Raw genomic sequence first — 14,184 nt, 5'->3', positions numbered from 1 at the left:
GGCGACTTAGCTTTTCTTGGCAGCGGCTTCAGCAGCGGTGCAAGTTGCAGCGTCTTTCTGCTCGGTCATGCCCTGGCCCTTGCAGGCGTTCTGGCCCTTGCAGGAATTTGCGGAATTCTTGCATGCGCTCTGGCCTTTGCACGAGGTCGAATGTTCGCATTTTACTTTTGCATCGTCAGCAGCGAAAGCCTTGTTGACGCTGGCAACGCTGAACAGACCAGCGACGACGGTGGCGAGAGCAATACCGGTAATTTTCGAGTTCATGTGTTTATCCTCAGGTGGGTAGGAAAAGCAAAATAACGATATCGGATCATTCAGATGTTGCGGCGGAAAACAATCCGATGCCGGTCAAGCGAACATAGAGAACGGTCGTTGTGGAAAAATCTTTCACGCCTCCATGCAACGCATTTCAATTTTGCGCCGAACCGAAAGAACTCAGCGCCAACTTGCATAATGTGTTCAAATTTATTGTGCGGTGCGGAATAAATCGAGCAAGTCTTTCGTATCATCAACGGGATAGTGCAGACTGCGCGGCGAATTCAAAACATATTCGACCGAATTGTGTAAGCCAATCGTTAGATAGTGGGTCTAGCGTATCTCTCACATTGTTAAAGGAAGGTGTCTTGTGCGTGATTTGATCGCCTCTGGTTCCGAGAAATTGCTTGGTCTCGCACATTCGCTGGACTGGCTTGGTCCGCTGGTCGTGCGTCTGTTCTTTGGCTATTTCTGGCTCGAAACCGGTTGGGCGAAGTTGCACAATCTTGACGGCTTCACCGCGCGTTTTGTCGGCTGGGAAATTCCGTTTCCCGCGTTCAGCGCTGCGGCATCGGCATGGGTGGAGTTCATCGGTGGTGCGCTGATCATGCTCGGGCTGTTCACGCGCCTGACCGCGATTCCGATGATCGTCAACATGATCGTGGCGATTGCGCTCGTGGTGATCAAGAACGTGCATGGTTTCGATGATCTGATCGAGCTCGATGAATTTGTCTATATCCTGATTTTCTTCTGGCTGCTCATGGCCGGCCCGGGCAAAGTCAGCCTGGATACGCTGATCAATCGTTGGCTGGGTATCCGCCTGGTTTGAAGCTGCCGGAAAAAGTCCGCCAACAAGCCCTGACCGCCATACTCCGGCGGTCGGGTTAATTTGATCGCAATGATTGCCTTACAATTGCATGCAGCTTTGTATACCCTGCAAAGCACAGGCGGACGTAAGGGGAACGGATGTCGATCAGTGACGCGCAAGCGGTCGTAGCAGCGGATGTCGAGCCGGATTTTGTGGCGCGCATCGCGGCCGGCGATCGCAAAGCCGAGCTCGAATTTGTGCGGCGTTATGCCCATGGCATAAGTGTACTGTTGCGCCGGCGTTGTCGCCCCGGGGATCCGATTGTCGAAGATCTGACGCAAGACGTCTTGATGTGCGTGCTGCAGCGTTTGCGCTCCGGCGGCATCCGCGATTCGGCCGCATTGCCGGCGTATATCCAGACCACTGTGGTTTATACCGCCACCGCCGAATACCGCCGCCGTCGCGCCGCCGAACCATTGAGCGCGATCGAGAATATGCCGAGCGACGAAAATCCGATCGAGCGCATCAGTACCAGCCAGCGCTCCAATATCCTCAAGACACTGCTCGCTGAAATGCCGGTGGAGCGCGACCGAGAGATTCTCGTGCGATTTTATCTAGCCGAAGAGGCCAAGGAAGCCGTGTGTCGCGAACTTGGCATTGCTGATGCGCATTTCCATCGCGTGATCTTTCGTGCGCGTGAACGATTCCGACATTTACTCGATCACTCCGGATTTGCCGAGGTGTGAAGTGAGACAACTGGCTTACTTGCGACACCTTCATGGGTGTACGGCAAACGAAACCATCTAAAAGGAGTTTGAAGTGATGCCGATTTCTACATCTGTGCGGATTGTCGCCTGGATGGAAAACGCGTGGCTGGTTCGTTATCTGGACCGCCAGCTTTCCGACGACGAAGTGGCGGCTTTCGAGGCGTATGTCCTGGACAAGCCTGAGCTGCTGACGCTGATCGAGGCGGATACGAATCTGCGCGATGCGCTGAGCGACGCTGCGCTGAACACTCCGGGCGATGTGCTGGATCAACACGCCGCAAGTGACGCCCGAGCGTATGTGACTGATATCCAGCAGCCTCTACCATCCATGTCGACGAGTGCGCACGGAATACGACCGGCATGGGTTTCGATTGCCGCCTCGCTGCTGCTGGGCCTTGGCATGGGCTGGATTGGCGAACGTGTCTGGTCGCCAGATCATAGTCAGGCACTGATCGCGAACCCGACGCGCATCATCTACGATACCTTGCGTGGTGAGGCGTCACCGCCACGCATCGAGCACGCAGACAGCAACTCGAATTACGTGCTCGTGGAAATCGCGGTACCACCCGAAGCCAAAGAAATCATCCTCAATATCGAAAATTCGGCGGAACAGACATTCACCGAATCGCCAGATGGATTCATCAGCGCGCTGATCAACAAACATGCATTGACCCACGCGCAAAGTATTTTTTTGCGCTATCGGCTTAAAGGCATTACGCAACAGCGGACATTGTCGTTAACCGAATTCAAAAGGGGCGAATCATGAAAATGCGTGGGTTTCTGCTGATCGGTTTTCTTGTCTGTCTGAGCCATCAGGCTGCTAGTTTTGCGGCGGATCCAACCCGGCCTGCGGCGAAACCCACTGCAATTACAAAAGCGCCGGCGCCCGCTCGGGCCGCAGCGATTGCCTCGCCACTGGCGTTGGTATGCGATAACACAACGGCCACGAGTGTTGCCGAAATTCCGCAAGCAATCGGCGCTGGTTGTGTCGATTTCAGAAAAGACCATAGCGTGACCGCTCGTGTGCTGAACAATGCATCGCGTTTTGCCACGGTTTGTCCGGTGACTTTGGAAAAACCCGTGTTCGATCCGAAGTGCGCTTCCGTTGCATTGCTCGCAGCGGATGACAAAGTACAAATCAGCCAGTTCGGCAAGGATGATTTCCATCTGACGATCTGGCGCCATCAGGACGGTCGCTTGCAGGCCTCCAATTTGTTGCTGACGCCGGGCAAGACCGCGCAAGGCACTGGCTGGCTCGAAGGCCGCGAAACCACGCAGTCCCACGTGTATGTCTATTACGTATATTTGGACAAGAAGACGTCAAGCGCTGGCGATCTGGTGAAATACTATCGGCTGGAAATTTTCGAAGATGGCTTGTGTCTTGATCAAACGCCTGCGAATACTTTCCAGGACGATCCGTCGTGCAATCTCGCCCCGGCACCACTGCGGGTTGGATCCCATCAAGGCAATAGCGGTGGTGGTGGCGAACCCCCGCCGATCAAGCCATAGCCCGAACCCGCTGCTGACATCAGCACATGCAAAGACGATTTCCGATCGCTGTATTAGTCGCACTGACGATCTCGGCGGGTCGGCTGGTATTTGCGACGCCTAACGCGAATGCGGTGATCGATTGCGTCAACACCGCCGAAGTGACTCTGGCAATTCCTCGCTCAGACCGTATCTCACTGGATGTGCATGCGAGCGATACGACGTGGCTGGACCTGCAGGAATCCGGTGCCGAAATCGAGTTGACTGGAGCGGTCGCCGGAGCTTCGTTCAACGAAGTTACGGTGCCGCCGCGGCTGGGTTATTTTTTCCTTGAAATGCACGGCAACAATACGCTGCAGGTCAGGCGCATATTGGCCTCGGCCGCGCCCGCGCGGCTGCACGCAAAATTGCATTGTTCGCCGACCGCGAGCGATCGCGCTCGTATTGTTTGGTTCGGTCGCGCGGCGCTGATCTCGCAGCAATTGATGCCGGTGTCGCGAGGGATTCCGACTGACGATTTGCTTGGCGATATAACCAAACTAAGTGCCGACGCCGTCGCTGCCGATGAACTTGCGCTCACGCAACACTTGCGCGCGCAAGCCTTGTTTGCCGGCGCGCGTACCACGGCGGCGATTGCGGCATTTGCGCAAGCCGAATCTGCATGGTTGGCGATCGGCGACAACGCGCGCGCACTGGCGGCACGGGTCGGTCGAGTGGAGGAGTTGCAACGCTCGGGGCAATATCAGGCGGCGCAGGATCTGTCGAAAATAAATTTTTCGATTGGCCCGGATGACCAGTATTTTTCCGAACGCCTGCGTGCCGCGCGTTGTCTGGCGCTGCGTTATCTCGGGGCGCTCGATCAGGCTGTGGCATGTTATGAAGCCAGCATCACGGGGTTTACCAACAACGATGAACGCACCGAGCATGCGAGCATGTTGCTCGACCTCGCTGAGGTGCTGCGTTATCAGGGCAGCCACGATCGTGCGCAAGGTTACGCGCAACAAGGATTACTTCTGGCGGAAGGACCGGACGCACCAATCTTGCATGGTCGCGCGTATTTGTTGTTGGCCGATCTCGCGTTGGAGCACGGTGATGTTGCTACCGCATTGCGCCAGTTCGACAGCGCAATCTCCGAATTTTCTTCGGTGCATGCGTCGCGCTGGGAGGCGAATGCGATGTTGCGCGTGGCGTCGTTGTATTCGCAGTTCGGCGTGCTCGACGACTCGTATGCCTTTGTTGAAGCGGCGCTGTCACGTTTGTCCGAGCAGGATGCACCTGCGAGATTTGCTGCAGCCAAAATTGCGTTGGCCAGAGTCGATTTGCGCGCGGGCCAAAACGACGATGCGCTGCGATCGGTGCGCGCCGCCGAAGCTATCTATGCGCGATTGAAGATGCCGGCCGAGCTGGATCTTTGCCATACGCTACTGGCGCGTCTGCAGCTCGAAAACAACGATGTTGCCGCTGCGGAAAAATTGGTCGATGCCGCGTCCGAGCATACAAAACTCAATACGCATGAATGGCAATTGATTGCGATACGCACGGCCATTGCGGCTGCACATTTGCCCGTGGCGCAGCGTTTGCTGGATCAATTGCGCCCGGCGCCGCTGTCGTGGGCGCATCGGATCGAGTTTGCCGAGCTCAATGCGACCTGGTCGGCGCGCTCGGGCGATCGCGACAAAGCGCTGCAGATACTTACAACAGCAGCAACGAATATTCACGCTGCTGCGTTCGACATGCGCCATCCGTTGATGGCGGAATTGCTGGTGCGGCAAATCACCCCGCTGCGCTCGCTGGCCATCGAGTTGTTACTGGAGCAGCGCGAGTCAGCGAGCGGTGATGATATCGCTGCGGTCGATCGCGACACGGCGCAAGCGGCATGGCAATGGATCAATTTGCTCAGCGCACCACGCGCGCCAGCGGATGCAAATGATTCATCTCGCAATCCGTCGACGCGCCTCGACGAATTGATCGGGCATGAATTGCTAGCCTCATCGAATCATCGTGACGATGCTTCTGCAACGGCGATGGGCCGCGAATTGCTCGCGATCTTGTCGAACGGTAGCCCGCACATTGCATCCAAGGATCCCGCGATCAGCCGACCGCTGCAAACCTTGCAACAAGGCCTCGCCGCCGAGGCGGTATTTGTTTCGTTTCTGGATGCGGGTCCGCGCGGAGCGATGCTCTGGATTTCGCGCGATCAGGCGCGTTTGCTTGCCGCGCCATCGTCGAAGCAATTGCGAGATGCAACCGAGAAACTGCTGTTGCTGGTTTCCAGCCCGGGCAATTCGCTGGAACAAATTCATCTCGCGGGAGATGTGATCGCCGCAAAACTATTCGCCACTGCGCCGATGACATCTGCACCCACGAAATTGTTGGTAGATGCCGACAGTGATATCGGCCTGTTGCCATGGCCGATCCTGCGTTGGCGCGAGGGTGACGAAGAACTGGTCGAAAACAGCAGTATCAATCTGGTGCATGTGCGTGCGAATTGTTGCGTGGATTCATCGAGTCCGACGTCGCGTGTGCATGTGTTCGTCAGCGCGCAGCAGGCAACAGCAACAGCGTCACCAGAATTGCCGCAGTTGCCGATGGCATCCAGCGAGCCCGATTTCATCACTACTTCGCTGCTCAATTCACAGCACAAGGTGGTGGCCAAGAGCATGAATAGTCGCGACGCTTTGCTCGCCGCGTTGAATCAATCGGGTGACTGGGTGCACATCGCCGGCCACGGCACCGCGGGTTCCGCTCATATCGGTTTCAGCGGCGTTTGGCTGGAGCCGGAAACAGCCGGAGCCGCCCCCGGATTTCTCGGCGAACTGGATGTGCTTGGTCGTGGTTCGCGCAGCGATCTGGTCGTGCTTGATGCCTGCCAATTGGGGCGACGCACGAATGATAGCGTGCGCCCCAGCATGAGTTTTGCCGATGCCACGGCGCATGCCGGGGCCAAGCATGTGGTGGCGGCATTATGGCCGACCAGCGATTCCGCGGCCGCACTCTGGGTGCCGACATTTTATGCAGACATGGCGAGCTCAAATGCGCCGGATGTGGGCGCGGCCTTGCACAAGGCGCAGTTGCGTCTGCGCAGCAGCCGGAGTTTTCACCATCCGTTTTACTGGGCATCGTTGATGCACATCGAATCGATCTGAGTTGGCGCAAGCCCTGGTGAACAGCCATCTCTCTACAAAAAATCCTGTCACCACTGCCGACAAGGATCGTTATATCGCGAACCAGAACGGCGGACGATCGCTGCAACTGGATGGCAAGCAAGTTCCGCTAGACCAATCTTTGGCGAATGACAAACTCACGCGTGTGGAACGCGCGAAAATTCATGTACCTGCGATTTTCTGGAACTACGAAAAATCGTGTCCTGTCGTTGTGCATGCGCCCGTCACGTCGGACTATGCCCACTCACGTCGCATTCCGATTCATGATCAAGGCGATCGGCAAACTTGCATCGCATTTGCGACGCTTGGCGCGATCGAGTTATTCCTTGCTCGACGTGGCCAAGTCGTCAATCTATCGCCGCAATATGCGAACTGGATTTTCATGCGCCGTGCGATTCCGCCGCGCGACTGGTGCCATGACGATGTGCGACTTGCAGATGCGCTGGTGTGTTTGAGCGAGATCGGCGTTTGCGCAGAAACCTTGTGTCGGTATGAATCGCTGTCTGCGTTGCACACGCGCTGCGATCAACGTCCGAGTTTGAACGCGCAACGCCACGCGCACTACGGCATTAAAAAATATTCGTTGATCGACAATGTCGGGCTCGATGGTCCGAGTATTGCCAACATCGTATTTCTCGAAAACATTGTCAGTCAGGGTTTCGACATCATCGTCACGGTCGGCGTCGCCTTCGGACGTCACGATATCGATCATGTCTACGATGTGATGCGCGACGGCGAAGATATTCCGTGGGCACCGACCGATGCACACTGCGTGGTCATCGTTGGCTACGATCGCGGTGCGCGAAAGCCTTTTTTCATCTGCAGAAACAGCTGGGGAAAAGACACTGGCGCCGATGGTTACTTGCTGCTGAGCTACGACTATATTCGTACCTACGCTCTTTACGGCGCGGTGGTGTTGGACGTCGCTACAGACAGAGCCATGCCAGCCCGATACTAGATATCGCCGCGAATGCCAAACCGATATTTTACTGAAGCAGAACGACAGCGCGTAGAACATGCGACGCGGAATATTTATTGCAGACTGACTTTCCCCGTCAGCCATCCATCACTGCTTGCTAAAATCAAAGCCTCTTCGTCACATCAGCCATCAGGCGTTCGCCTTCGGCCTTCGGCACATTTTCGCAGAGATACAACTCGACAAATTCGCCGCCGCGGGAGATTGTCGATGCGCGCTGATAAGCGCATGGTCCTGCAGCCGTCATCGTATACAAGGTAGGGTGAGTTTCATGAGTGGCATGCAGATGCCGTCCGGCATTGGGGCCACCAACCAACAGTAAATCAGTCATGTCGCTTTCCTTTTCCACAAGGGAATATGGCAAGGAGAGTTTCAACCACATTACCGTCTTCAACTTGTGAATTTAGAGTGTCGTTCGCGTGATTTACGAATGTAACTTCGGCTATTTACCAATGTAATTTTGTATTCATCAAACACGTCGCTGGCAATGCGTTCGTGTCGCTAAAAATGGTCGACCGCCCTTGCAATGGCATCACGCACTTTTGCAGAGGTACGCTCCAGGGGAGGTAGAGCGCCAAGGATGAACAAGAGGGGAGCCTGCACACGTCCTTCGGTCGTGGGCACACCTTAGCGGCAGACTCGTTATGCAAAAGTTGTGGAACGGTTAGCGACTTGTTTTGCTCATGCGACATCGTTCGCGTCCGCGCTGCAGAAAACTCCGTTCGACATCGTGCGTGTCACACGAAGAAAATTCACTCGCGCACGCAGGAAATATTTGTCGCCCGATCATCCACGAATTCGCGACTCGAACTTCCGCTTGTGATATTTTTCCGTGTCAAATTATCCACGGCGCCGAGAAGAAACATGCTTCTGCAATCGATTGAGTTCAAGCGTCAATCGGGCTTGCCGATCGCGACACAAATTTATCTCGCTCTGCGCACGGCAATTCTCAACGGGCAGATTCCTGCACGCGCACGCCTGCCTTCGACGCGCGAGCTGGCGGCGCAACTCGGTGTGTCGCGTGCCGGTGTCGTGTCTGCGTTCGAGCGACTGGTCGCAGAAGGTTATCTCGCCAGCCGTGTCGGCGATGGCACGCGCGTTACCGAGGTATTGATCGACAAGTCCACACCCAGCACGTCGGAGCAGGTGCCGACACGCCTTTCGAAAGCCGCGCAGAAAGTGCTGCAACTCAACGTCAATTACTTGCGGCCGCTGCAGCCGTTTCGTTTCGGCACACCGGCGCTTGATCTGGCGCCGCTGGAATTGTGGGGCAGGGCAATGCGCATGGCGTGCCTGGAAGCGAAACCTGACGCGCTCGACATGAGCGATCCGCTCGGCTTGCCGAAGCTGCGCGAGTTGATCGCCGAGCGGCTGTATCGCACGCGCGCGATCATCTGCAGTGGCGAGCAGGTTGCAATCGTCGGCAGTACGCAGCAGGCATTTTTTCTGATCGCACGGTTGTTTATCGAGTCGGGCGATAAAGTCTGGCTGGAGGATCCTGGGTATTACGGCGCACGTCGCGCGCTGGTCGCGGCTGGTGCTGAAATCGTGCCGGTGCCGGTGGATCGCGATGGCATGATCGTGGCGCAAGGAATTGCACGCGCACCGTTGGCAAAGCTTGCTTATGTCGCGCCATCGCATCAATCGCCGACCGGGGTGACGATGAGCCTGGAACGCCGATTGTCGTTGTTAAACTGGGCGCAGGATAGCGATGCATTGATCGTCGAAGACGACTACGACAGCGAATTCAACTTTGAAGGTCCCTCACTTGCCGCGCTGTACAGTCTGAGCAAACACGCCCGCGTAATGTACATCGGCACCTTCAGCAAAACCCTGTTTCCTGCCGCACGGCTGGCCTATGTCGTATTGCCCAAAAATCTGGTCGAGCCGTTTCGCTGCATGCGTCGCGTCACCGACGGATTTACGCCGACGTTACTGCAGCATGCGGCCGCGCGGTTTCTCGCCGAAGGCCATCTCGACCGGCACATCCGTAGCATTCATGCGATTTACGCGCAGCGCAGAAAAGCATTGGCCGATGCCGCGGCAGAATATTTCGGCGAAGCGGGCGAGCTCGTGATTGCGCGCACCGGCTTGAACGCCGTGGTCTGGTTGCCGCCGCATGTGAATGATGTCGCGGTGGCAGCGGCAGCGCTCGACGCCGGTATCGAAAGCTATTCATTGTCGCAATTCGCGCTTGAGCCGATGTCGCGCGGTGGATTGGTACTTGGTTTTGCCGCGTTCACGCCGGAGCGAATTCGACATGCAGCAAAACAACTCGCGCAGGTACTGAAGCGATTTTGAGCGTGACTTTTGCCGTGAACGTGACAGCGAAAAATTTACTGCGCATTGAGCGTCATGCAATCAGCGGCTGATCCGATTCATGTAGCATTGGCCCGCAAACTGGAGCAGAGCATGCCTGAAGAAATCCCCGATCCAAAACACCAACATCCGCCCGTACCGGTACAGGAGCCACCGCGCCCGAAACCGATTCCCGCCGAAATGCTGGACCAAAAGGAGTCACCATGATCCGTTCGAAATCCGAGCTTGTGCGTTTGCTTGATGAACTCGATGCAGGCATGCCGGACATGATCGAAAAAATCCCGGAGGCTGGCGATTTCTGGGCTGCATTCGGTGTTGCGGCCAGACATATCACCGATGCGGCATCGGCAGAAGATTCGGTCTACGTGCACGGGCGCATCGACGTCATTCTCACTAGCCACGGTCTCGAACCCGCAGCTTGGGATACGCCCGACGATATCAGCAATATCGACCAGATCGAACCCACCAACAACCGCTGAACTGCTGGCTTGCATCCTGGTGGCCGCGATCGGGTTTTCGTGCGGCCATCATGGTTTTGACAATCGCGTCGTGCTGCCGATCAAAACTCCAGCCCGTCGATGAAAATCGTATCGTTATCACAACTCGCATACCACGGCGTGCTCTGGGTCGCCGCATCCCAAAGATTGCTCGATGTCGCAGCGAGATAATTCGGACACAGTGTGGCCGCGCTATCGACCAGACTGCTCGGCGACGGTGGAGTGGGTGCATGACCGTTCAGGCGATTATGGCCGGCGTAAAAAGCGGTCAGTGCCGTCATGCTGCTCATATCCGGGATCGATCCGGCAAAATGGTTGTAATCGATTTCGAGGTAATTCAGCAGCGGCAATTGCGTGCCGGACAACGTCGGAATGGTTCCGCTCAACTGGTTGTAGCCGAGATTGATTGCCTGCAGTGACGGCAGATTGGTGAGCGGTGGAATAACCCCGCTCAATCCATTGGACGCGACGTTGAATTCGACCAATTTGCTCAAGCCGCCGAGTGGCGGAATCGAGCCGCTCAGCTGATTCGAATAAGCGAAAAATTTCTCCAGCTTGCCCAAGCCCGCAACCGCCGGAATCGACCCGCTCAACTGGTTGTAGCCGACCTGAAACGTCTGTAATTGGCTCAGATTGATAAGCGACGCCGGCAGCGTGCCGATCAGATTATTGTTGTACAGATTAATGCCGATGACGTGTGTGCCGGTCGCGTCGCAGACGACGCTGCCGGTGGCCGACGAACATACTGGCGTCGGGCTGGCATTACGCGCGGTGGCCCAATCGGTGATGCTGGTCCAGGTCGGCCCGCCGCTCGCATTGTACAAATCGATCAGCGCCTGCACTTCTGCCGGCGGCAACGCTGCAGTCGCTGCAGCGCCGATGCTGATGCCAGCGATCGTAGCCAAAACTTTTCGCCGAATCGATGGCCGAAATTTTGCGCCTTGCTCAATCAGCACAGATCGCGAATCAAGATCGTTGCACATGATCAGGTCACCCGAATTGGCGGCCCCCGTGAGCGCAGTGTCATGGCTGCAACTTTACGTTGCAACTTCCGCTGTTGGCAGACGTGATGCAGCTCGCGAAAAAACACGCTGATGAATCGCGATGCGGATCGCTAGCAAACAACAGAAATAGCAATGTTGCAGTATCGATTGCGGGATAGGCAGACTGCGTCGCGTCTGACTTGGCATGCCGATGGAACTTGCGTTTCGCGCCCGCGCATCTACGCGCGCCGGCAGCATTGCGGCCACATTTGGGCGATGGCATGCGATTCAGAAGTACGCAGCATCCGGACCGGTAAGTCTCGCGTGGCCGGACTGCGCCAGGCGCCGCGCCTGTTCGCCGGGATTGGCGATACGATCGGCCGCGAGCGAGGTTAAAAAACGTTCGTATTCGCGCATCCGGATATCGTAGATCGCGCGGCCTATTTCGCGCGCGAGCAAGTCGAGCGCTTCGAGTTCGTCCGGTGCAAGTTTTTCGCCGTGCCGCGCGCCGCACATCAGCACGCCGATCACGCGGTCGCGTTGCGTGATGGGAAAGACGTAGCCTTCGAAATCCAGCACGCTAGACTTGTACGGTGTTTCGATGTGATGTTGGGTCGCGCGCATCGCGACAAGGGCCGCATCGTCGTTCTCGATCGTGCCCGGAAAAGTCGTGCTGCCGCAGCTGATCTCGCAATCGTGGGATTCAGCGCGACGGTCGTAGATCGCTACGCCCGTGCCGCCGATCGCGGTCTGCACGCGCTCCACGCTTAGCTCCAGCAGTCGGGGATATTTTTCGATGAACGCACATTCGCGAGTGAAGCCGCGTAATGCGGCGATCGCGAAATGCTGGCGACGAAACACATACCGATCAACGGCGTGCTCGACGCGATGGTGGACGCGGTTGAGCACGAGCGCAATGACCAGCGTGACACCCGCCTGAAGTGAAATACTTGCGTCCTTGCCGAGCGCAAAGCTCTCGACGATTTTCTCCAGCAGCGCAAACACACTGACCACGAGCGCCGTGGTGAAGCCGAATACCAGGGTGCGGTCAATGATGAAGGAAACATCCACCAGCCGATGGCGTAGTACGGCGTAGAGATATCCGAACATGCAAAGCGCCGTGAGCAATCCGTAGACTATCGCCGCGCCGATGCCGTTTTGCGGAAACAGTATTTGCGCACACACCGTCAGCAACAGCAGGCTGGTGCTGAAAAGTACCCAGCGGATACGAAGTTTTTGCGCAGCTGCACTCGCGCGATAGCCGACTGCGAGTACGGTGACGGATAATCCCACAGCAATCACGAGCGGAAGATTGGTGAGTCCCAGCCAGCCGACCGCGGCGACATTGCCATCGACGAAGATGACCCAACGGCGAACCACGATCATCACCAACGCGACCGAGCAGCTGGCAATCAGCAATACGCGAAATCGCCAGCGCACGCGCGCGCTGATGCCGTCACCGACCAGCGTTTCTCCGGTGATGTAAAGCCCCGAAATCGCGATTACCTGCAACAGTGTGGCTACTATCGTGAGCCAGAATCCGGTGATCGGATCGAGTGGAATATTGGAAACCAGGTTCTGGATGCTGGTCAGTGCGGCGAACAGCAACAGGCCCCAGGCGGTCCAGTCGCGGCCGCGCCAGAGTGTGATCAGGGCCAGTGCGACGAGGCTCAGGATTGCCGGGTAACCCGAGGCGATATTCGCCGTGCCACCACGCGTTTGGTCGGGCGTCGTCGTAACTGTAATTGTGCTCGGCTGACCGTCGCGAAGCACAGCGATATTCACGGCTAGCCCGGGCGGAGAGTTCGCGATCTGCACTGCGGCGACGCGATCGGCCATGCTCATGCGCGGCAGATCCAGTAGATCGCCAACCTGCAGGCCGTCAGGCAGCGGCAGGTCGGGATGTTTTGCGATGACGTAGCGATTTGCATCGTCGCGTATGACGCGCAACGGCAGCGTCGAAAAAAATGCGGATCCATAGAACAACGGCACGAGCCAGCACAGGATCAGGACGCTGATCAGCAGGCGGAGGAATAGGTTCATTCTGGCGTCGATCCTTGCAACATGATGGCGCCCAGCGTGCGAGCCGCCGCAAGGCGCGTCGAAAGACGGGAATCATAACGCCGCAGACCGTCGAGCAGGCACCGAAAACACTTGTGCTTCTGACTTAACCAGCAGTTCCGTGCCAAGGCCGCCAGCATCGTTTTAATTGCCTGCATGCACCTCAGTGGAAGGTGGCAAGGCATGAGAACGCGAGAGAACCTGTCCGACGAGTGCATTCGACACCGCACCGATCAGAAGAATGATCGTAGCGGCAGCAATGGCCCGCCATAACGGCAAGTGCGCTTTGTGGCGAATCCAGCCGACCTGTACGAGCCAGAACCAAAGCGTACCCGATAGCGCCAAAACTGCACCGACAGTGGCGCTGGTTCTATCGGCCGAGGCGAGGGAGATGCTGATCGATAGTAACAAGGCGAACGGAGAAACGAGATAGCACTGTTCATAGAACGGCATTCGCAAGTTTTCGCGGCTGATCGACACGCGTGATCGAACCAGAAAATAGACGGCGCCGGCAAGCGCCCAAAGCCCGAAGGCGATGGTTCGATAGAGCAACAAATTTTGCTCCGAAGCGAGAAGCACACTCGCCAACGATCCCCCATCGATCTGGGCCTGGTTGCGCACGCCGATGTCGATGACTTGGGCGATCACAACGCATAGCGCAAGCAGCAGCGGAGGACTGATGGCCTCGTTGTAGCGCTGCTCATCCGGCGTCGCCAGCTCAGCCGCCGCATAAGCCGTCATGGCACGCGGTCGCCACAAAATTTTCGCCAGCGTCTTTGGCACCAGGATCAGCCAGAGTAGCGCTTCATAGACGAACTCTTCCAACGATCTTAGTAGCTTCAGAAAGTCCATGCATATTCCAACGA

At 56.9% G+C, this 14,184-nt stretch carries 13 protein-coding genes; 8 read left to right on the top strand and 5 right to left on the bottom strand.

Translation table 11 applies throughout. The features are described from left to right. Window positions 1–6: 6 nt before the first annotated feature. Window positions 7–264, bottom strand: a complete 258-nt coding sequence (bufA2, locus tag ELE36_RS13420; protein WP_129834113.1) for a BufA2 family periplasmic bufferin-type metallophore — start codon at window positions 262–264, stop codon at window positions 7–9. A 361-nt stretch (window positions 265–625) separates the two neighbouring features. Between bufA2 and ELE36_RS13415 the strand changes: the two genes are divergently transcribed. The 6 genes from ELE36_RS13415 to ELE36_RS13390 all read left to right on the top strand — a co-directional run bounded on the left by ELE36_RS13415 (window position 626) and on the right by ELE36_RS13390 (window position 7,440). Further along, entirely contained in the window at window positions 626–1,084 is a 459-nt protein-coding gene (locus tag ELE36_RS13415) for a DoxX family protein (protein ID WP_242512271.1), read from the top strand. 137 nt (window positions 1,085–1,221) lie between these two features. Then, on the top strand, window positions 1,222–1,809 hold the full coding sequence (locus ELE36_RS13410; RefSeq protein ID WP_129834109.1) for an RNA polymerase sigma factor: 588 nt from the start codon (window positions 1,222–1,224) through the stop codon (window positions 1,807–1,809). Between the two features lie 76 nt (window positions 1,810–1,885). Further along, window positions 1,886–2,596 (top strand): anti-sigma factor family protein, encoded by a 711-nt coding sequence (locus ELE36_RS13405; protein ID WP_129834107.1) that lies wholly within the window; start codon window positions 1,886–1,888, stop codon window positions 2,594–2,596. Beyond that, window positions 2,593–3,339 carry a hypothetical protein gene (locus ELE36_RS13400; protein ID WP_129834105.1) on the top strand — a complete coding sequence of 249 codons (747 nt, stop codon included), beginning with the start codon at window positions 2,593–2,595 and terminating at the stop codon, window positions 3,337–3,339. The genes ELE36_RS13405 and ELE36_RS13400 overlap by 4 nt, the downstream gene beginning before the upstream one ends. A gap of 26 nt (window positions 3,340–3,365) precedes the next feature. Further along, entirely contained in the window at window positions 3,366–6,464 is a 3,099-nt protein-coding gene (locus tag ELE36_RS13395) for a CHAT domain-containing tetratricopeptide repeat protein (protein ID WP_129834103.1), read from the top strand. 16 nt (window positions 6,465–6,480) lie between these two features. After that, on the top strand, window positions 6,481–7,440 hold the full coding sequence (locus ELE36_RS13390) for a C1 family peptidase (protein ID WP_165371609.1): 960 nt from the start codon (window positions 6,481–6,483) through the stop codon (window positions 7,438–7,440). A gap of 124 nt (window positions 7,441–7,564) precedes the next feature. Here ELE36_RS13390 and ELE36_RS13385 read toward each other — a convergent pair whose 3' ends face one another. Further along, complete coding sequence (locus tag ELE36_RS13385; RefSeq protein WP_207215779.1) at window positions 7,565–7,789, bottom strand: hypothetical protein; 225 nt, start codon at window positions 7,787–7,789, stop codon at window positions 7,565–7,567. Between the two features lie 533 nt (window positions 7,790–8,322). Between ELE36_RS13385 and pdxR the strand changes: the two genes are divergently transcribed. Next, window positions 8,323–9,759: a MocR-like pyridoxine biosynthesis transcription factor PdxR gene (pdxR, locus tag ELE36_RS13380; protein WP_129834097.1), complete on the top strand. Its 1,437-nt coding sequence runs from the start codon at window positions 8,323–8,325 to the stop codon at window positions 9,757–9,759. A 221-nt stretch (window positions 9,760–9,980) separates the two neighbouring features. Continuing rightward, window positions 9,981–10,256, top strand: coding sequence for a hypothetical protein (locus ELE36_RS13375; RefSeq protein ID WP_129834095.1), 276 nt, complete (start codon window positions 9,981–9,983; stop codon window positions 10,254–10,256). 80 nt (window positions 10,257–10,336) lie between these two features. Here ELE36_RS13375 and ELE36_RS13370 read toward each other — a convergent pair whose 3' ends face one another. The 3 genes from ELE36_RS13370 to ELE36_RS13360 form a co-directional block, all read right to left on the bottom strand. After that, window positions 10,337–11,179, bottom strand: coding sequence for a leucine-rich repeat domain-containing protein (locus tag ELE36_RS13370; protein ID WP_129834093.1), 843 nt, complete (start codon window positions 11,177–11,179; stop codon window positions 10,337–10,339). Window positions 11,180–11,545: 366 nt separating this feature from the next. Further along, window positions 11,546–13,300 (bottom strand): GAF domain-containing protein, encoded by a 1,755-nt coding sequence (locus ELE36_RS13365; RefSeq protein ID WP_129834091.1) that lies wholly within the window; start codon window positions 13,298–13,300, stop codon window positions 11,546–11,548. A gap of 162 nt (window positions 13,301–13,462) precedes the next feature. After that, entirely contained in the window at window positions 13,463–14,170 is a 708-nt protein-coding gene (locus ELE36_RS13360) for a hypothetical protein (protein WP_129834089.1), read from the bottom strand. Between the last annotated feature and the right edge of the window lie 14 nt (window positions 14,171–14,184).

Origin of the sequence: Pseudolysobacter antarcticus (assembly GCF_004168365.1) — a bacterium.
In the GTDB taxonomy this organism is placed as follows: Bacteria; Pseudomonadota; Gammaproteobacteria; order Xanthomonadales; family Rhodanobacteraceae; genus Pseudolysobacter; species Pseudolysobacter antarcticus.
Note: the sequence above shows the minus strand (reverse complement) of the source record. Positions and strands in the feature narration are given on the sequence as shown.